Annotated in this window: 15 protein-coding genes; 8 read left to right on the top strand and 7 right to left on the bottom strand. The window is 47.0% G+C overall.

What is annotated here, in order from left to right; translation table 11 throughout:
* Positions 1–81 precede the first annotated feature (81 nt).
* Complete coding sequence (gene fucP / locus ASG33_RS08810; protein WP_056282722.1) at positions 82–1,326, bottom strand: L-fucose:H+ symporter permease; 1,245 nt, start codon at positions 1,324–1,326, stop codon at positions 82–84.
* Between the two features lie 125 nt (positions 1,327–1,451).
* Here fucP and ASG33_RS08805 point away from each other — a divergent pair, with 125 nt between their 5' ends.
* Together ASG33_RS08805 and ASG33_RS08800 are read left to right on the top strand one after the other, a co-directional pair.
* Complete coding sequence (locus ASG33_RS08805; RefSeq protein WP_056282719.1) at positions 1,452–3,014, top strand: AAA family ATPase; 1,563 nt, start codon at positions 1,452–1,454, stop codon at positions 3,012–3,014.
* A gap of 6 nt (positions 3,015–3,020) precedes the next feature.
* A complete protein-coding gene (locus ASG33_RS08800; protein ID WP_056282716.1) occupies positions 3,021–3,881 on the top strand; it encodes an HNH endonuclease in 861 nt (286 codons plus the stop codon).
* A 108-nt stretch (positions 3,882–3,989) separates the two neighbouring features.
* Here ASG33_RS08800 and ASG33_RS08795 read toward each other — a convergent pair whose 3' ends face one another.
* Positions 3,990–4,802, bottom strand: a complete 813-nt coding sequence (locus ASG33_RS08795; protein ID WP_056282713.1) for an alpha/beta hydrolase family protein — start codon at positions 4,800–4,802, stop codon at positions 3,990–3,992.
* 172 nt (positions 4,803–4,974) lie between these two features.
* Between ASG33_RS08795 and ASG33_RS25530 the strand changes: the two genes are divergently transcribed.
* Entirely contained in the window at positions 4,975–5,139 is a 165-nt protein-coding gene (locus ASG33_RS25530) for a lmo0937 family membrane protein (protein ID WP_082489155.1), read from the top strand.
* Between the two features lie 79 nt (positions 5,140–5,218).
* Here ASG33_RS25530 and ASG33_RS08790 read toward each other — a convergent pair whose 3' ends face one another.
* Positions 5,219–5,905 (bottom strand): arylesterase, encoded by a 687-nt coding sequence (locus ASG33_RS08790; protein WP_056282709.1) that lies wholly within the window; start codon positions 5,903–5,905, stop codon positions 5,219–5,221.
* A 187-nt stretch (positions 5,906–6,092) separates the two neighbouring features.
* Between ASG33_RS08790 and ASG33_RS08785 the strand changes: the two genes are divergently transcribed.
* The 5 genes from ASG33_RS08785 (at position 6,093) to ASG33_RS08765 (ending at position 14,659) form a co-directional block, all read left to right on the top strand.
* Entirely contained in the window at positions 6,093–6,761 is a 669-nt protein-coding gene (locus tag ASG33_RS08785) for an ABC transporter ATP-binding protein (RefSeq protein ID WP_031527537.1), read from the top strand.
* Positions 6,762–6,774: 13 nt separating this feature from the next.
* Positions 6,775–9,318, top strand: coding sequence for an ABC transporter permease (locus ASG33_RS08780; protein ID WP_056282707.1), 2,544 nt, complete (start codon positions 6,775–6,777; stop codon positions 9,316–9,318).
* 64 nt (positions 9,319–9,382) lie between these two features.
* Positions 9,383–9,616, top strand: coding sequence for a hypothetical protein (locus ASG33_RS08775; RefSeq protein ID WP_056282704.1), 234 nt, complete (start codon positions 9,383–9,385; stop codon positions 9,614–9,616).
* A gap of 353 nt (positions 9,617–9,969) precedes the next feature.
* Positions 9,970–12,957, top strand: a complete 2,988-nt coding sequence (locus tag ASG33_RS08770) for a TonB-dependent receptor (protein ID WP_056282701.1) — start codon at positions 9,970–9,972, stop codon at positions 12,955–12,957.
* 10 nt (positions 12,958–12,967) lie between these two features.
* Positions 12,968–14,659 carry a RagB/SusD family nutrient uptake outer membrane protein gene (locus ASG33_RS08765; protein ID WP_056283522.1) on the top strand — a complete coding sequence of 564 codons (1,692 nt, stop codon included), beginning with the start codon at positions 12,968–12,970 and terminating at the stop codon, positions 14,657–14,659.
* A gap of 101 nt (positions 14,660–14,760) precedes the next feature.
* On the opposite strand, the gene ASG33_RS08760 is transcribed toward ASG33_RS08765, so the two are convergent.
* The 4 genes from ASG33_RS08760 to ASG33_RS08745 all read right to left on the bottom strand — a co-directional run bounded on the left by ASG33_RS08760 (position 14,761) and on the right by ASG33_RS08745 (position 20,516).
* Positions 14,761–15,762 carry an aldo/keto reductase gene (locus ASG33_RS08760; RefSeq protein WP_056282697.1) on the bottom strand — a complete coding sequence of 334 codons (1,002 nt, stop codon included), beginning with the start codon at positions 15,760–15,762 and terminating at the stop codon, positions 14,761–14,763.
* 88 nt (positions 15,763–15,850) lie between these two features.
* Complete coding sequence (locus ASG33_RS08755; protein ID WP_082489125.1) at positions 15,851–16,738, bottom strand: AraC family transcriptional regulator; 888 nt, start codon at positions 16,736–16,738, stop codon at positions 15,851–15,853.
* A 39-nt stretch (positions 16,739–16,777) separates the two neighbouring features.
* Positions 16,778–19,450 (bottom strand): DUF3857 domain-containing protein, encoded by a 2,673-nt coding sequence (locus tag ASG33_RS08750; RefSeq protein ID WP_056282694.1) that lies wholly within the window; start codon positions 19,448–19,450, stop codon positions 16,778–16,780.
* A gap of 34 nt (positions 19,451–19,484) precedes the next feature.
* Positions 19,485–20,516, bottom strand: coding sequence for a LacI family DNA-binding transcriptional regulator (locus tag ASG33_RS08745; RefSeq protein ID WP_056282691.1), 1,032 nt, complete (start codon positions 20,514–20,516; stop codon positions 19,485–19,487).
* Between the last annotated feature and the right edge of the window lie 89 nt (positions 20,517–20,605).

Raw genomic sequence — 20,605 nt, 5'->3', positions numbered from 1 at the left:
ACCCTTGACTAGCTAATGGCTAAAAGCTAACGGCTAATAGCCAACAGCCGAAAGCCGACTGCCGAAAGCCGACGGCCGAAGTTATTTTACCTTATAAAACTTATATCCGAACAGGAATATCACAGTATAGCAGATAATCGGCAGGTAGTAGGCGTGTGCTACATTGGTTTCTGCTACCGCTCCCATTGCGAATGGGAAAAATGCGCCTCCTACTACACCCATTGAAATAAAGGAAGAAGCTTGCTGCGTATGTTTTCCAAGGTTTTTTAAACCCAGACTAAAAATCGTCGGGAACATAATGCTGAAAAAGAAGTTGAGCATCAGCAATGCGATAAACGACGGCCAGCCCAGACTTTGCGCGATAATAAGGCACATCACGATATTACATGCTGCGAAAATGGCAAGTAAGGAAGGCGGTGCGATGAAACGCATCAGGAACGTGCCGATGAAACGGCCGGCAAGCATCAGCACGAAAAAGAGGATCATCCAGTTACCTGCGACCGCATCCGTGAAGCCCATTTTCTCATGACCATAATTAATGAAAAACGCCCAGGTACCTGCTTGTGCGGCTACATTGAAAAATTGCGCAAATACCGCCCACTTAAAATGCGTATGCTCAAAAAGACCCTTCTCAGGGTGGGTATCCACATTCGCAGCCGCGGGATCTGCTGCCACGTGCGGGTCAGTTAATGCAGGTACCTTAACGAAAGAAAAAAGCACGGCGATCGTCGCGATAACACTTCCGATTACGATATATAATGTTTTAACCGAAGTAAGGTCAGTGCTGCCTTCAACATTGTTTCTCAACAAAAAATAAGAACCTACCGCAGGACCGATGATGGTACCCAATGCATTAAATGCCTGTGCAAAGTTGATGCGCATATCGCTGGTACGCTGGTCACCGAGCGAGGCAACAAACGGGTGCGCTACTGTCTCGAGCGTGGAAATACCGCAGCCCAGAATGAACAATGCACCACCAAAAAACGGGAATGAAGCCGCCGCCGCCGCGGGAACAAACAAAAACGATCCGAGTGCAAAAAGCGCCAGACCGAAGAGTACCCCATTTTTATAACCGAAACGCTTCATAAAAAGCCCCGCTGGTATCCCCATTACACCATAAGCCCCGAAAATCGCAAACTGCACAAAAGCAGACTGCGTCTTGGTCAGGCTGAGTACGTGCTGAAAATGCTTATTCAAAACATCTCCCATGGTAATGGCGATGCCCCAGAACATGAAAAGCGAAGTGACAAAAATGAGGGTAATCAGGTATCTGTTTTCAGTGAATTTGGGAGCGCCAGCCGGTGCAGGAGAGGAATAATTGCTCATTATAGCTGAATAGTGAAATAATTTGTAGGTTAACTCTAGTTATGCAAATGTAAAGTAGAGATCTTTAAAAATGACATTTATGAGCAGATATTAGTATTTTTGAACTGCTCCTAATTTGAGATTTTATGAATGCTAAAAGTCACCCGATTCAAGTTGTTAACGAATGGCATAGAATTGCGGAAAGTATCAAACAGCAAATTAATGATTCGGCAATAAAATTCGAGATCAAGGCTCACAAGCACTTTGGGCTGAAAATAACATACAAGGAATTTAGAAAGATTTACTTCGAAATTTCTGATTATGAGGTAGTTCAAGGCTTCATGAATAAGATGAAGGTCCTATATGTTGTGGAACAGGTACCCGAGGACAAGTTCACTCCTATTGATCAATCTTTACAAGAGGCCCGGAATTTACATGATTATGAAGTTACAAGCGCTTTCAAGGAATGGATAGATCTTATAAAGTCCTTCATTCGCCTGGATTCCATAGATTTCACTAGCCTGTTTTTCTTAGAAGATGATGAACTGTTTCTCCAGAACGAGCCTAATAGGTATTTCGAAGAAAACAATATACTCGACCATTGTCTAAAAAGCCTGTCTGTCTCTAACTTCCAGGGGATCAAACGAGCTACAATTGAAAATTTGCCCGTAGATACGCATTGGGTCTTTTTGGTTGGCGAAAACGGCTTCGGAAAAAGCACGGTCTTGCAATCCATCCTTTTAGGGCTGCATGGTTCAAAGGACGGACCTTACGATTTTGACCAGGAAGAGAATTCGCGAATAAGAGTTGAATACAAGAGCCATGAAGACAACCTTATCAATGACTTTCGAACCAACCCTTCTCCGTTGACTCATATTGCAGCTTATGGCCCCGTAAGATTAAATATGCAATCAAACAGTTCAATCAGCGAGATATCGGAAAAACAAGGAACACTGTACAGTTTATTCAGAACCGACGGCGATTTACTTAATGTTGAATTTGAGTTGGTTAAATGGGCATTGAAGGGTGATAAAAGGTTCCAGCTGGTTCGCACTGCCTTTTGCAGACTTGTCCCTTATTTAGCTGACATTCAGCTAAACAAAGACACAGATCGAATTGAGTACATAGAGAAAGATGTATTCAATGAAAACGCTAGATATGAACCGCTTACTTTTGAAAAAATAGCTTCCGGATTTCGAAGCATCGTAGGTATAGCTGGCGATATGATTATCAGGTTGTCAAATACTCAAAAAGATATACTTGACCCTTCTGATCTAACTGGGATTGTTATAATCGACGAACTTGATCTACATTGGCACCCCAAATTGCAGAAACAGATTCCAGAGCTTTTTAGTGAAGTTTTTCCAAAAATTCAATTCATTGTTTCTACTCATAGCCCAATTCCATTGCTAGGCGCACCTAAAAATTCGACTATCCTCAAAGTCACACGAACTAAAGAAGAGGGAATAACAATACAGAAAGTAGATGTAGATCTCAAAACATTGACTCCAAATCTACTTTTAACCTCAGGTATATTTGACATGGATAATATTTTTTCGTCTCAAATAGAGGAGCTTACAGAGGTACGCACTGAGGACACATTTGAAGAAATGGAGAAAAATGAGGCTATTGATGAATTTTTAAAGGAGTTTGAAAGCAGCAATGAACAGTTCCCAGACGAATTATTTGAACCAAAGACCAATGGATAGAATGAAATGATCAGTATAGAAAAAGATTTTAAGAATCCTCCGCAAAGCCTAGCTACCTCTTTAACCAGAACATCCCATATACTTGACGCTCTATCAAGAAAGAACAAACATCCTTTTAACTCAAAGCTCTACAGGGACTTAACTATCTCATCGCTGATTGAGTTGTACCATTCGAAATGTGGTTATTGTGAAACCGATACATCTGCAGGAGCTCCGATGCAAGTGGAGCATTATCGGCCAAAAGCGAAGGTTCTGGAAGATATAAAGCACCAGGGATATTATTGGCTTGCTTATGAATGGAGTAACCTAATTCTTAGCTGCAGCAAGTGCAATAATAAGAAGCGCAACAGATTTCCTATATCAGGACAGAGAATAAGTACACCAGGCATTTTAAACATGGGCATGCCTAGTGAAGAATTTGTGTTAGCAAACTCGAAGAATTTTCTAGCAGAGAATCCTCAGTTATTGCATCCCGAAATTGACAAAGTCGAAGATCAATTCTTATTCAACCACAATGGAGAAATCGTCGGGCTCAATGAGAGAGCTCAACAAACAATTATAGTGTGTGATTTGAACAGAGATGAGCTAATTTTCAAGCGCTACTCACTTTTGCAAGAATACAGAACAGACATTAAAGAAATCCTATCCGAATATCTCTTAAAACACATTACACTGGATCAATGTCGTTATTCACTTAAAGGCATATTTAGGAGGTTAGCACAACTGCAACTTGTCAGCAAGCAGTATTCTCGTTTCGGCTATTTCATGTTCTATAAGTTTGATGTTTATATTGCAAACTCCTTTGAGGATAAACAGAAACATGCCGTAAAGAAGTTGTTTGAACTGTTTAAAGCCGGGTCTTTATAAGAAAATATACCCCCCCCCTGGTGTTGATTTACAAAGAGCTATTAGTCATCTAGAGTGTCATTCACCACCTATTCTGAGCACAATTGTCTACGCGAAAAATCATTTCGCTTATTTCCTGTTAAAAAAGTTGCTCATGAAAAGCAGCTGGTATTGTACTGCATTGGTCCAGTAAGCCCAGTTGTGCGCGCCGGGCCTGACAATGTAATCGTGGGGAATGTTGCGGTAGGCCAGCTCGCGGTGCAGTTTTTCATTTACCTCAAAAAAGAAGTCTTCGCGGCCGCAGTCAATAATTAAAGACAATGTGTTCGGGGTCAGCAAATGCAGCATGTTGATCACCGTATTTTCTTCCCATTCTTTCGGCTTCTCGGCGTACTTGCCCAATCTTTTTGCCATATCCCAGTTATTGGGAAAAGGACGAATATCCACTCCCCCGCTCATGCTGCCCGCCGCGCCGAATACATCCTGGTGCCGGAAAGCGAGGTATAACCCGCCGTGCCCGCCCATACTCAGCCCTGTAATGGCCCGGCCTTTGCGGTCTTTGATCGTTTTATACTTGCTATCCACAAACGCCACGAGCTCTTTGGCCACGTAGGTTTCATATTTAAATGCCGGATCGGGACTGTCCCAGTACCAGCTTCCAAAGCCGCCGTCGGGACAAACGATCATCATCTGGTACAAATCCGCCGCTTTCTGAAAACCGGCTGCCTTCTTCACCCAGTCTGCATAATTGCCGCTGTAACCGTGCAAAAGGTAAACGACGGGCATCTCGCCGGCGGTCGCATAGTTGTCCGGCCGGATCACAACTGCCTTGATATTTTTCTTCATTGCGGCACTGTAAGTGTCCACAGTATCGACAACGGCAGCCTTTGTGGAAAAAGAAATTGTTAAAAGAATGAGCAGGCTTAGTAATGTTCGCTTCATAGAAGAGCTTTGAGATAAATTTCTACAACTTATGGCTATGTAATTTCAATGCAGCGCAAATATTGTAGAATCCGGGGAAAGTTATGGCGCGAAATGCAGGTATTTATTGCTGGCATCTAAATTGATAGCATGTAATCATATCTCTAACATCTCTAACTCAAAACACAAGACAATGGGAAATCTTCTTTATACAATAGCTGTCATCCTTGTAATCCTTTGGTTGATAGGCTATTTCGGCTTCGCAAGCTTTGGACTTGGTAACATTATCCACATTCTTTTAGTGATTGCCGTAGTGGCGATTATTCTTCGTTTGATTCGTGGCGACAGGGTTGTGTAGAGCAAGGAGACATTGAAATAAAAAAGGCCCGGAGTCCTGTTTTAAACAGCTCCGGGCCTTTTTATTTAAACTAGTATTCTTAAAGCATGTCTTCAATGACCACCCACACGTTCTGAGCCAGGATCTTGTGACCCTCTGCGGTAGGGTGAATGCCGTCGGGCAGGTTGAGTTTCGCTTCGCCACCTACCCCTTCCAGCAAAAACGGGATCAGCGTGATATTGTTCTTTTTAGCCAGGTCAGCATAAACAGCGCGGAAATCGGAAGCATACTTCTGGCCAATGTTAGGCGGTATCTGCATTCCTGCGAGCACAATTTTCACCTGGGGATATTTTGAGTGCACCTTATCTATCATCGCCTGCAAGTTCTTTTTTGTTTCAGGAACAGGAATACCCCGCAAGCCGTCGTTCCCCCCAAGTTCCAGAACAAATACATCAAGCGGCTGCTTCAACAGCCAGTCAATGCGGCTGTTTCCGCCGGAGGTAGTTTCGCCGCTCACCCCTGCATTGATTACCTTATAGTTAAGTCCGAGTGAATCTATTTTCTTCTGGATCAATCCAACAAAACCCTGGCTAGGATCGTCGAGCCCGTAGGCAGCGGTAAGACTGTTCCCGAAAAATACGATGGTCTTCTTCTTAGCAGAATCCTGCCGGGCCGGCGCTTTGGCTGTTTCTTCGCCGGATTCAGCTCCCTCCTTTTTCCCGCTATCACAAGAAAACAGCAGCAGCGGAATGAAAAGTGTGTAAATAAAAAATGAAATGCGCTTCATAACAGATATTGATTTTGACTGAAATTAAAAAGACAAACCCTCCTGGAAATTGCCCTCAAACCGCTCATTTAGTTTTCAATGCCGTTTAACCTATATTTATAATCGACATAAAACCAAAAGAACCAAATTAGAATAAAACAGGTTGCCCAAGCTTAGCACCACGAAATCATAAAAATAGGAACATTAGATGGATACAATACTCGATCTGCAGCAGGTAAGTAAAATATATAAGAGCGGTGACCGATCGCTGACCGTATTAGACAACATTCATTTTTCAGTAGCAGCAGGTTCGACAATGTCCATTGTAGGTCCGTCGGGAAGCGGAAAAACGACGCTGCTCGGCTTGTGCGCGGGGCTTGACCGGGCAACTTCCGGGAATGTGGAGCTGCATGGTACCAGGCTCAACGGATTGAATGAAGACCAGCTCGCTGCGGTAAGAAACAAATATGTAGGATTCATTTTCCAGAATTTCCAGCTGCTTCCCACCCTCACAGCCCTGGAAAACGTAATGGTACCTCTTGAACTTCGGGGTGAAAGAAATATCAAATCCCGCGCACTTGACCTGCTTGACAAGGTCGGCCTTGCAGAGCGGAGCCACCACTACCCTACCCAGCTGAGCGGCGGAGAGCAGCAGCGCGTTTCGCTCGCTCGCGCGTTTTCCAATCAACCGCAGATCCTTTTTGCCGACGAACCTACCGGAAACCTCGACGCTGAAACCAGCGAGAAGGTAGTTAACCTGCTTTTTGACCTCAATAAAGAAGCCGGGACTACGCTGGTGGTAGTAACCCACGACCTGGAACTGGCCGCAAAAACGCAAAGGATCATCCGCATCAAAGGCGGAAAACTGGTAGCATAACCCCGAATCCCTGATGGACTCCAACAACCTGAATATATCCTGGCTGCTGCAAATGGCGTGGCGCGACAGTCGGAAAAACCGCTCCCGCCTGGTACTTTTCATTTCTTCGATCATTCTTGGCATAGCCGCATTGGTCGCCATTTACGCCCTGGGCGACAACCTGAAAGAGAACATTGACAACCAGGCCGCTACTCTCATCGGTGCGGATCTTGCGCTTTACGGAAATCGCGCGGTGGAGGGAAAAGCCAAAGAGCTGGTGGATTCACTCGGCAAAATCCGCTCGGAGGAGCGCAGCTTTGCATCAATGGTTTATTTTACAAAAAGCGGCGGCAACAGACTGGCGCAGGTAAAAGCATTGTCAGGTGCATTTCCGTATTATGGAAAATTCGAGACGGTTCCGGTTACAGCTGAGAAAACGTTCAGGACCAGACGCGAGGCGCTGGTGGATCAGACGCTGATGCTGCAATATAATGCCAAAGTGGGCGACTCTGTCAGGATTGGTGAAGTAACCTTCGCGATCGCCGGAATCCTTGAAAAAGCGCCGGGAGCAACCGGCATCACAAGCTCTGTTGCCCCCACGGTTTACATTCCGATGCAGTACCTTGGCGAGACAGGCTTAATGCAAAAAGGGAGCCGCGTGGCTTATCGCTACTATTTCCGTTTCGCACCGGGTACCGATGTTGAAAAGCTGGTCAAAAATCTGGAACCGCGTTTTGAGAAGTTTGACCTCGATCATAACACGGTACAGCAGCAAAAGGAAGACACGGGCCGCTCCTTCCGGGACCTCACACGCTTTCTGGCCCTGGTTGGCTTTGTTGCATTGCTGCTGGGCTGCATCGGAGTGGCGAGCGCCATTCACATTTACATACGCGAAAAACTGAAATCCATTGCTATTCTGAGGTGTTTGGGTGTAAAAGCATCTCAGGCATTCCTCATTTACCTGATCCAGATCCTCGGCATCGGCATTATCGGTTCAGTAATAGGAGCCGCACTTGGTACCGCGATCCAGCAGTTTTTACCGGTTGTGATCAAAGACTTACTTCCGTTTGAACTCACAACCGCAATTTCCTGGACGGCGATCGCACAGGGGCTGGCGATCGGCATCCTGATCTCCGTACTTTTTGCATTACCCCCGCTCCTTTCCATTCGCAGCGTATCCCCGCTGAACGTACTCCGCGTTTCGCTTGATCCCGTAAAGCTTGAAAGAGACCCGGTTACCTGGCTGCTATATCTTTTGATCGTGCTGTTCATTTTCGGGTTCTCGTTTTTACAAATGCGTACCTGGGTTGAAGCGCTGGCATTTACAGCGAGTATCCTCGGTTCATTTTTGGTGTTATATGGAATGGCGCTGCTGCTTACCTGGCTTGTGCGGCGGTTTTTTCCGGTTTCTTGGAGCTACTTATGGCGCCAGGGACTGGCTAACCTCTACCGGCCCAACAACCAGACTACAATACTGATCGTCTCGATTGGTCTGGGGACAACGCTCATTTGCACCTTGTTTTTTGTACAAAGCATTTTGCTGGAACGCGTCAAGCTATCAACCAGCGGCAACCAACCCAATATTGTGCTTTTTGATATTCAGGGCCATCAGAAGGAAGGCGTGCTCGCCATTGCCAAGGCGCAGCGGGTGCCGGTGAACCAAAGTGTTTCCATTGTGAATATGCGACTGGAAGAGCTGAATGGAAAAACGGCGGCCGATTTTGAGGGCGATACCACCATGGAACAATCGCGCAGGATTTTCGGGAGAGAGTACCGCGTCACTTTCCGCGACTCAACTACCTCTTCTGAAAAGATTACAAAAGGTAAATGGGAAGGAAAATATGATCCTGCGACAGGACTCGTGCCCATTTCGCTGGAAGAGGGTTTCGCAGACCGCAGCAAGATTGAGCTTGGAGATACCATGGTTTTCAACGTGCAGGGGACCTTGATGAACACGCGGGTTTCCAGCTTGCGGGAGGTAAACTGGGGCGAGGTGCAGACCAACTTCCTGGTGGTATTCCCAACGGGTGTGCTGGAAGATGCGCCGCAGTTCCACGCCATGCTCACGCACGTGCCGAGCCCGGAGGTATCTGCTACATTTCAGCAGGCGGTTGTGAGAAAGTATCCCAACATCGCCATTATTGACCTGGCACTGGTGCTACGTTTGCTCGATGATATTTTCAATAAAATAGGCTTTGTGATCCGGTTTATGGCAGGGTTCAGTATTCTGACAGGACTGATCGTGCTGATCTCTTCTGTGATGATCAGTAAATACCAGCGCTTGCAGGAGAGCGTTCTGCTGAGAACGCTGGGTGCAAGCCGCAGACAAATTTTCGCGATCACCGCATTGGAATACTTCTTCCTGGGTGCTCTGGCTGCATTAACCGGCATCATCATCGCATTGATCGGCAGTTTCGCATTAGCCAAATTCAGCTTTGAAGCCGAATTCAAACCAGAGCTGCTCCCGGTGCTAGGCGTGTTTTTCTTCGTTTCGCTGCTGACTGTCATCATCGGATTAATCAACAGCCGCGGAATCCTGTCCCGCCCGCCATTAGAAGTCTTGCGGCAAGATGTTTGAATTCCGACATTTCGAGATCAAGAACTGACAAGGAAAGGGTATTATAGAACTAAGATATTAAGTTATGCAGGAGCAGGAATTACCTCAACTACAAGAATGGGGGCTTCGCGTATCCCGTTTACTGGAACTGATTGCATTGACCAATCAGACTTTGAAGCTCCATGAAGATCATAACAGCCCCCAAGGTCAGGTGAATGACTACCGCTCTTTGCTAAAAAAGCATAAAATGGAGCTCGACGAGTTGATGCAGGCTTATGGTCTCACTATCAAGATCAGTCCGCTTGAAAGCGCGGCGTAACGCTTATTTTACTTCTCATTCTGTCACAATTTAACAATTCCTTAAACTTCCGGATTGCCTTCATTCCGAACGCAACTGCCACTTTTGCGCCCTCCTAAATCCAGTAAATTGATAGCAATATCAATTTCATCCTATTTGTTCCTCTATTTTTTCAAACGTTTGCACAGAATTTCAAACGTTTGAAATCAGTATTAGCTATATTCTATAATTTGTTTCAAAAATACAATTGCAATCTTGCATTCAATCCTTCTTTATAAATACTCACCATTAATGTTGTTCCAATTTAATAATCCACAAGTATGAAGAAAACTCTATCCCGATCAGTCGGAACTGGTCTGTGGCGAAGTTATGCAATGCTGTTTGCGGTGCTGCTGAGCCTGCACGCGTACGCAGCGCCGGCCCCGTTAATGCAGAATGTGACCCTCAAAGGAAAAGTACTTGCAGCAGGCAGCTCAGAGCCACTCCCGGGCGTTACTGTTGTTATCTCGGACGTGACTGGTGGCAACAAGCAGGGCGCTACAACCGACGAAAATGGTAGCTTCTCATTTGCAAACCTGCAAACAGAAGTAAGTTACAACCTGGAATTCAGCTACATCGGTTTTGAAAAACAAACATTGTCCAATTTCCTTCTGACTGCGGCGAATGCAGCTTCGGTGCAGGTTAGCCTTAAAGAAACGGCTGAAAACCTGGGCGAAGTAGTAGTGGTAGGTTACGGAAGTACTGCTAAAAAAGATATTACAGGTTCGGTTAAGTCACTCAAAAGCACAGAGTTCAACTCCGGTATCATCAACTCGCCGGAACAATTGCTGCAAGGTAAGGTATCCGGTGTCAATGTTACTTCTGCTACCGGTGAGCCAGGTGCGAAAAACAGCATTACAGTTCGTGGCCCGGGTGGCGTGCGTACGGGAAGTACACCGCTGTTTGTGGTAGACGGAATGGCGCTGGACAACAGCAGCACAGGTGGAGATGGTAACCCTCTCAATTTCCTCAATCCGCAGGACATTGAGTCCATGGACGTGCTGAAAGATGCCTCTGCCACAGCGATTTATGGTGCACGGGGAGCAAACGGTGTTATCCTGATCACTACCAAAAAGGGTAAGTCGGGACAGGCGAGCATTACCTACTCGGGTAGCCTGGGGATCTCCAAAATGGCGCGCCCGCTGGATGTACTGAACAGTGCTGATTTTGTTTCTGAGGCTAAGAAACTGGGAAGTACCGTGATCAACGAAGGAGCTGATACCGACTGGCAGAAGGAGATTTCGCGGACAGCCAAAACCCACAACCATAACCTTTCCATCGGTGGCGGAAGCGATCGCATGACTTACTATGCGTCATTTGGCGCTCAAAAACAGGAGGGCATCCTGAGGGGCAGCAGCCAGGACCGTTACTCAGGCCGCATCAATATTTCTCAAAAGCTGCTGAATGACCGCGTTACATTGGATGTAAACCTGAATGCGACCAACACCAAAACACAGCGCCCAAATATTCAAAGTATCATCGGTGGCGCAATCACGGCAAACCCGACTTACAAACCGTATAATGACAATGGCGAACCATTCCAATACCAGGATGGTACAAACCCGCTGATTTCGCTGCGGCTTTATAAAGAACTGGTGAACACCAACCGTGTGCTGGCCAGCATTTCGCCCTCTGTGACGATCATCAAAGGACTGGTATACAAGCTCAACTTTGGTCTTGACCACTCTACTTCCGTGGAAGACAAGCAAACGCTGCCCAACACAGTTCCTTACGAAATTGGCCGCCTGGAAAATTGGAGCAACAAAAACTCCAACCGCCTGATCGAAAACTACCTGACCTATACATTCAACAGCAAGGTTCATAGTTTCAGCGCATTGGCGGGACATTCTTACCAGCGCATCTTCCTGCAGGAGAGAAATTTCAGCATCAATAAATTCCCGATCTCGGACATTGAACCCATTTATAACCCAGGTTTGGGACAAGACCTGACGCTGGTATTGAACCAACCAGGGGGTTTTGCGACGATCAATGAGCTGCAATCGTTCTTTGGACGTGTAAACTACGGTTTCAAAGACAGGTACCTCGCCACGGCGACACTGAGGGTTGACGGTTCGTCGAAGTTTGGTGCCAACAATAAATATGGTTCTTTCCCCTCCTTCTCGCTTGGCTGGCGGATCTCGGAAGAACCATTCATGAAATCTTCACCCTTTTCGGAGCTGAAATTACGCGCAGGCTGGGGATCAACGGGTAACCAGGAAATTCCTTCCAAAATCACACAGGCGAGATTTACTTCCGTCGTTTCGGGAACAACCAGCTACCCGCTCGACGGTACCAGTCCTTATCCGGCAGGTACTACCTACACGCGTCTTGCCAATCCTGACATTCAATGGGAAGTATCGCAGCAAACGGATATCGGACTTGATTTTGGTTTGTTCAAAGGTGCATTAAGCGGAGAAATCGACTATTTCTTAAAGGCTTCAAGAAAAATATTGCTGGAAGTAATCCCTGCCGATCCCGTGCAGCCGGCAGGAACATTCTGGACCAATGTACCTGACATGCGCATTGTTAACCGCGGTGTTGAACTCGAACTGAATTACCGGAACTCGCTTGAAAATGGTTTGAGATACGGACTTGGCGGAAATATCACATTCATCAAAAATGAAGTGACAGGCTCTCCATACTCGGTCATTCCTTCTGGTTCTGCGCAGGGCTCGGGACTTACATCTGCTACGATCAATGGGTATCTGAGCGGCCAGCCGATTGGTACGTTTTTCCTCAAAGAACACATTGGATTTGATGAAAACGGGATCAGCAAGTTCCGTGATGTGGACGGCGACGGCATTGTTACCGACAACGACCGGATTGCCGCAGGTACCGCGCTTCCAACCCGCATGTACAATTTCAATGGAAATGTAAGTTTCAAAGGTTTTGATCTTGCAGCCAATTTCAATGGGGTAGCAGGCAATAAGGTTTACGATAACACAGCCAACTCAAATTTCTTCAAATTGAAATTATCGAAAGGTCTGAATGTAACACGCGACGCATTGACTACCACCGAGGAATCGATCAACAACTCAGCGCCTGTGTCAACCAGGTTTCTGAAAAGCGGCGCATTCCTGCGGTTGAACAATCTTGTATTGGGATACAACCTGAACACGACCAAGTTGGGCATCAACAAATGGGTGCAAACCGTGCGGCTTTCAGTTACCGGCCAGAACCTGGCTGTATGGACGAAATACAACGGGTACGATCCGGAAGTGAACAACGACCGCGAAATCAAGGGGGTTACTTCCTATGGTATCGATTACCTGAGCTACCCGAAAGCGAGAACTGTGCTGTTTGGTGTCAATGTTGGTTTTTAATTATTACAAAATGAAAAAGAGACTATCCCTCATATTCACGGCAGCCAGCCTGCTATATTTTACTACTGCCTGTACCAATCTGCAGGAAGAAGTGCTGGACGAAACGCTGAGCAACAAGCTTTCTCCCCAGGATGAAGCAAATGGATTGATCGCGCCCGTTTATGCATTGCTGCCCAACCTGTTCCTGCATACCAATTATTTTGCATTGCAGGAAATCAGCACGGATGAAGCGATACTACCCTATCGCGGCGGTACCGACTGGGGTGATAACGGGATTTACCTGGCACTGCACCAGCATAATACCACCGCCACTGATCCCAACGTGAACAACACCTGGAACCAGCTGGTACAATCCATTTCCCGCTCCATTACCGCGATTACGAGCTACAAACAGTCTACCGACCCGAGTGCGGCCATTTACCTGGCAGAAGCAAGAGCAATGCGTGCTTACTACAATATGGTTTTGCTCGATATGTTCGGGATTGTGTTTGTGAAAGAAGATCCGGGAACACCGTCCACGATCATCCGCGGCGAAGAAGCTGTGAAGTACATTGAAAGTGAGCTGCTCGCAGCCGAACCTTTGCTGAAACCGAAATCAGCTGTTGGTCCGGGCCGGTTGAACCAGGCTGCTGCATGGAGCCTGCTGGCAAGACTATACCTGAATGCGGGGGTTTACCGCAACCGTTATGCGCCTGCGATCGAGTTCCGTAACGAAGATCTTGACAAGGTAATCCAGTATACAGATAAGGTAATTGCGTCCGGACAAGCGAAATTATCGGCTGATTATTTTTCAATATTCGGAAACAACAACCACACTAACGAAGAGCTGATCTTTGCTGTGGACCAGCGTGAAGATTTGAATGGTCACAACCGTATGGCGTATTTCTCGATCTCGGGAGACCAGTTTCCATTAGCTGAATTCCCCGCCGCAAATGGTACGGACGGACCAGGTATTACGTCAGACTTTTACCAGTCGTGGGTACAGGCTTACGGCGCGGTTGACCCAAGCCGCGACCCGCGCTTTTACAAGCAAAATATGTCCATTTACACCAATGCGGCAGATACCTGCGTGAATGACGCAGACTATAAGATCAACCGGGGTATCCTGCGAGGTCAGCAATTTGGTGCGCTCCGTGTGAATGGCGCATTCCTTCGTTGCCCCGACGGGAGACTGAAAGTAGGCAAGCTTACTTACCTGACGCGCAACCGTCCCGATCTTCCTGTAAGTTTTTCAGAGCTGATCAATTTCAGTGCGGTGGGAAGCAACTACAATACAGGATACCGCGTGGCCAAATATGAATTCAGCAGCAAGTCCAACACGGGCCGGAACAAAGGGGAAGCGGATATTGTAATTGTTCGCCTTGCAGACGTTTACCTGATGCGCGCAGAAGCCAAGCTGCGTAAAGGCGATGCGGCAAGTGCATTGACGGACGTGAACCTGGTACGCGCCTCCCGCACGGCCACGCTCGCGCCACCTGCATTGACCAGCATGAACCTTGACCTGCTGTTCCGTGAACGGGGATTTGAATTCTACTGGGAAATGCTGCGCCGTACGGATATGATCCGTTTTGGAAAATATGAAGGCAAATGGGCTGAGAAAACCAACTCCGACGTCCGCAAACGTATTTTCCCAATTCCACAAACAGCCATCGACGGTGCCTCGAACCTACCCGGATACCTGGTTCAGAACGAAGGGTATTGATATTGTTTGATTGTTATAAATGCAAAAAACGCCAGCTGTCAGGCTGGCGTTTTTTTGATTTGAATTCGCGCTTTTTGTCAACCAATGCTTTTCAGCTGGCACTACACATTCACCCATTGCATTTGCGAAGCTTCGTACCGGGTACCTGCCGCGACACCCACAGGCACGATTGATTCCAGCTTCTGTTTCTCTCCGGCTGTAAGTACCACTTCGGCGGCGGCTGCGTTTTCTTCGATGTACTTGATCCTTTTGGTACCTGGGATTGCGACGATGTCATTTGCAAAAACCCAGGCAAGTGCCAGTTGCGAAGGGGTAATACCTTTGCTTGCTGCCATGGATTCTATTTCTTTCAGCAGATCGAGGTTTTTGTAAAAATTATCTCCCTGATAACGGGGTATCCCTCTTCTAAAATCGTTTTCTTCGAAATCATCCGGACTTTTGATCTGCCCTGTAATGAAGCCTCTTCCCAGCGGAGAATAAGCCACAAAGCCTATACCCAGCTCTCTCGTCGCATCCAGCACGCCATTTACTTCGGGGTCTCTTTCAAACAGTGAATACTCCGTCTGAACGGCAGTCACCGGATGAACCGCGTGTGCTTTCCGGATCGTTGCAGCTGATACCTCCGATAGTCCGATGTACTTCACTTTACCAGCCTGAACCAGTTCCGACATCGCGCCTACTGTATCTTCAATGGGTGTGTTGGGATCGAGGCGGTGGAGGTAATACAGGTCGACGTAATCTGTACCCAGGTTCTTAAGTGACCTGTCTATCGCCTTTTTAACATACTCGGGCTTGCCATTGAAACCCCAGGTAAGCTGCTCATTGTCATCCACTTCAAAACCAAATTTCGTAGCTACGATATACTTGTCGCGGTTTCCCTGAATCGCCTTTGCTACCAGCCTCTCATTTAGCAGCGGACCGTACAAATCGGCCGTATCGAGGAAATTGATACCGAGCTCCGATGCGCGGTGAATGGTAGCGATTGATTCTTTTTCGTCTGCCTGACCGTATATATTTCCGCCTGCGATGGTAGTCATTCCCATGCAGCCCAGTCCCTGAACGGGCACTTGCAGTCCCTGACTTCCTAATTGTGTCGTTTTCATGTGCTTGCTATTTGTTTTTTAGTAAGCACAAATGTAGACGCAGTTCAGGCGGCGGCTGCTAAGACTTTCAAAGTGATTATTACACTTTTCAAAGTGATTTCCGGATTGCAAGCGGCGTGGTACCCGCGTGTCTTTTGAAGAAATTGTTAAAGTAGGAGGCATATTCAAAGCCCAGGCTGAATGCAATTTCTGCAACACTCCAGTCCGTGTGGGTGAGCAAGGATTTTGCTTCTGTCAAGATCCGTTCGTTGATATGCGCGGTGGTTGACTTACCCGTGACTTCCTGTACTGCCGCATTGAGGTGGTTCACGTGCACCGAAAGCTGACTGGCATATTCACTCGCTTTTTTGAGGGAAATACTGTGCTGCGGCGACTCCACCGGGAATTGCTTTTCGAGTAACGTCAAAAATAGCTTGCTGATCCGCGCTGCTGCATTGGGCGGATTGAAATACGCCACAGCTGGCTGCATTTTAATAGCCTCGTGAATAATGAGATTAACATGATTTCTGAGTAAATCATATTTGTAAATGTAATCACTCTCCATTTCCCGGCACATTCGCTGGAAGATCCCACGCAGGTAGCTTACCTGATCATCGTCTAAAAAATACACCGGTTCCCCGCCTGGCTTGAACAAAACGGATTCCTGAAAACTCTCCATTCTGTTGCCCGCTCTCAGAAATTCCTGCGTAAACACACAAAAGAAACAGTCAAACTGGGGCTTGGTCGCTTCCCAGGAATAAGGAACCAGCGGGTTGGTAAATACCAGCGCCGACCGATCGATCACGATGCCGCGATTGGCGTAAAGCAATTGACTGTCGCCTTCGATGATTAAAGATATCTTGTAAAAATCCCGGCGGTTATAGGATCCGAGGTCACAGCTTTGTTCATTGGCGCCTGATACCCTGAACTGCGTTGTCTGAGCAGCAATGGTCGGCGAGGGTACTTTTACAGGCAGAGGTTGTCTTGTTTCCAGCATTTCCAAAGTTAAGAATTTCAAAGGAGAATGTGCGCTGCATTAAGCCTCATCATGGCGCATTTCACCGGAATCGCTTTCTGATTCATCCTGGCTTTCTTCGTATGCATATTCCGCCTGGACTGCCGGTGGGTAAGTATTAACAAACGTCTCCGCTACCTGCTTCGATTGATAGTAGTAAGGCACCCAGATTGCCGCTGAAATGAGCGTCCTGACGATCTGTTTATAGACAATATCAGCCTCGAAGCCCGCGATCTCTGCATAAACAGTCCGGGCTTCAATGACACCGATGATGGCGAATACAACATTTCCAATCAGGAAAAAGGAAAAAAGCTGCGGGAAAGAATCACGCTTTTTGAAATACAAAACAGCCAGAAAGATTGAAAAACAAAAAATAATGGTGGATACAACTATCTCAAACACCAGCGAAGCTTTGTAGAGAGACTCCATCAACGCCGAGTGGCCGGTCATCACATTCCATCCGGCAGTTGTAAAATAGAGCACACCTCCCGTGAATGTGAGGTTTATGAAGGTAACAAACGGAAAAATGACAATCTGAACACCAGTCAGCAGTATCCAGGAACCGAAGGGCAGCGCGGGTTCAGAAATCTGTCCGTTGAGGGGCGAGTAGCGGTAAAGTCTGCGAAAAAGCACTGCGCAGCCTGCTGCAGTGAGTAGCGACAGCAGCAATGCCGCCCAGTTAGTGGACGAGCCGGAAGATGAATTTAAAATCGGCGCCCGGAGTTCCATATCAAGGTTTTCTGCCAACCTGGACATATCTTTCCTGAACTCGGCAATATTTTCAACGGCAACATGGTCTTGCAGGATCCTGTACTCATACGAGAGTTCCCATACAGCCTCTTTTGGAATGTAATCCGAGCTAAACGACACCGTGTAAGCGGCCCGCTCAATGCGCCAGGCTTCCTTTTTGATACTCCAATATTCGGGCATATGGACCCGGATCTTGTAAGTATTATGATAAGGATATTGCAGGGCTACCGGATCTTTTCTCGACTTCTTAGGTAAAATGCGCAGCTGGTCGTAAAGCAATTGTCCCGGCGCGTGGAAGTATTCACGCCCGGTGGCCGAATCATACTGCCATGCATTTCGCATTGTATAATTTTCCAGCAATGAAAAGTTATTCGCATCGCGCTGGTCGTAGTAGGTGAGCGTATCAGCCAGGTCCAGTTCCGTATGCTTGTAAACCTCGCGGTAATAATTGAGGTAAGCTTCTTCGGTTTTCGATGTTATATTTTGCTGGAACGTCGACCGTATCTCATCTGCAAGCGACTCAAAATACACCGTTTTTACCTGGAACTGACCTTGTGCCGAGGTATCGCCGCGAAGCGGCAGGAAGATATCCTCGGTGACGGAAATATTGCCCGTGCCCTGCAATGGAATTGAGATCGGCTGGATCTGTCCTTTCCGCAGCAATAACCCGCGACCGTAAGGCGGAAAGCTCATTGTGCTTAAACTGCCACCCTGCAAAGCAATGGTAGGATCTACAAATCTGAATACTTTCGTTTCCGGCCTGCCGGGAATACCAGCGTGCTCCTGAATGCGCACCACGACATGATTAAAATCGATTGGTGAGGGCAGGTACTCGGGTAGATGTGAGCGTTTATAGGTATTGACCAGCATCGGATCGCATTCAATTCCCTGGTCAAGAAGGATTGCACACAGCAAAAATGCCTTGTCTTTACAATCCCCGTAACGCTGCCGGAATACCTGCTCAGGCGAATGCGGCTGATGCGAATTCAATCCACTTTCAACACCCAGGTAGCGGATCTCATCCTGCACAAACCGTACGACTTTACCAATAAACTCCGCGTCGCTTTCCCCTTCTTTTTTCCACCCTGTTACCTTGCTTTTGATTGCTCCGGCAAGTTTTGTTTCACCATAAAAACCTAATCCCCAATCCACTACTTCCTTCCAGGTTTTGAATTCGGTTACCTGCACAAACGGAGTTTTATTGTACCATTCCGGCACGTAATCATCGTAAGTAATGGCTTTTACATTGGTCGCTTCCCATTCATAAACATTTTGGCCATTCCGGACAGCGACTTTTCTGACCGGAGGCTTATTAAAATCCTTGAAGATCAAAGCCCTTTTTGAATCGGCTACAATCGCGACATGCTGGTACTGCGTATAATCGAATGAATCGAAATGGAAGAAATCCGAGTACTTACCTTTAAATACCGGGTTCCAGCCCTTGCGTGAATAGGCTACTTCAATGCGATCTCCCTTGCGGATATCTTTGAGAATGATCGAAGCAGTGTAATACCCGTTATAGATGAAGCGCTGGCGGTCGGTTTCCAGCGGCATTAACTTGATTTCTGCCAGTTGCAGTTGCGAAATACTTTTCCCATCCCGCCAGATAGTAACCTGATGAAATTCAAGCTTTTCATAGGTAGGATCAAATGCGACGGTGATGTCAGAACCGTTCTGAATGCCGCTTTCAGAAATGATTTGCCTGGTGAAACGGGTGTAGTCCGACTGCTCGTCGAGATTCACCTGATAATCTGAAAATGAGATATAATATCCACCCGAAACTTCCTTGGGTAAAGCGGGTTTTCCCGCAGGTGTAACCGGAACAATCCAACTTGGCGCGGGCGTAATGTTGACTCTCGGCGCACCAAACAGGGAGGGAGCAAATAGCAGCAGGCAAAGCAATGCAGGCAGAGAAACTCTGGCGGAGGTAAGGTGAAAAATCAAGCGAAATGAAGGATAGAGGTTTTTAGATTAAAGGTCAAATCCGCAAAGTGGATTCTCTGATTACCAGCTCTGAGGGCAGTACAATGCTTTCGTGGGAAAAATCGCCGGAACCGTTTACCTGGTTGAGGAACAGCCTGGAAGCTTCCATTCCTATTTTGCGGCCCGGGCGGCTGACGGTGGTTAAGGAAGGAAATGTGTAAGCGGAAATGGGCGAGTTATCAAAACCTACCAAACCCACTTCCTGTGGTATTTTGAGGTCTTTGTCTTTCACTACCCGCATTGCCCCGATCGCCACCTGGTCATTCACCCCGAATATCGCATCTGGCGGGACAGGCATTTCGAGCAGTCGCTTGGTAGGAAGAATAGCGCTTTCAACTTTGAAGTTTGTATTGATAATCAGCTCATCGAGCACCGGCATTTCGTATTTTCTCAGACAGTCTACATAGCCTTTCAACCGCTGCTCGGAAACAGTAAGTCCGTTAGGACCTTTTAAATGGGCGATCTTTTTGTACCCGATATTGATTAAATGCTCCACCGCCGCAAATGCGCCGTGGTAGTCGTCAACCGTCGCCCGACTGGTTTCAAAATCCTCATATTCCCGGTCTATAAAAATCAGCGGCGTTTTGCGCAGGATCACACTTTCCAAATGCTCGTAATAGCCGGAATCGTAAGTTTCCTGGGATACCGACAGGAAAATTCCTTCTGTGCGGTTGGACAGCAGCTTAGCCAGATATTCCTTTTCCAGCAGGTAGTTTTCATTGGTAACACAAATATTGAGCGTGTAGCCCAGCGGCTGTAACACCGTATGCAGACCTTCTATCACCGCGGTTTCATAATAGTTACTGATCGTCGGCACTACCACACCGAGCGAGGCGGTCTTCTTGTTCAACAGGCTGAGCGACACTTCATTTCGCTGGTAACCGACCTCTCGGGCATATTCCTGGATGTTTTTCCGGGTGTCTTCATTGATCGCCGGATGGTCGTTCAAGGCCCTTGAAACAGTCGACGGGGAGCATCGGAAGCGACGTGCAATATCTTTAATGGTAACGGGTCGGGAGGAATTCATTTGTCGAATTATAGCGATTGATTCTTTAAAATTTTTTCAAACGTTTGCATTCAGTATTAACATATTTACATTTTGTACTTAATTTATAC

The organism is Dyadobacter sp. Leaf189 (genome assembly GCF_001424405.1).
Classification (GTDB): Bacteria; Bacteroidota; Bacteroidia; order Cytophagales; family Spirosomataceae; genus Dyadobacter.
This window is presented reverse-complemented; position numbering and strand designations above follow the sequence as displayed.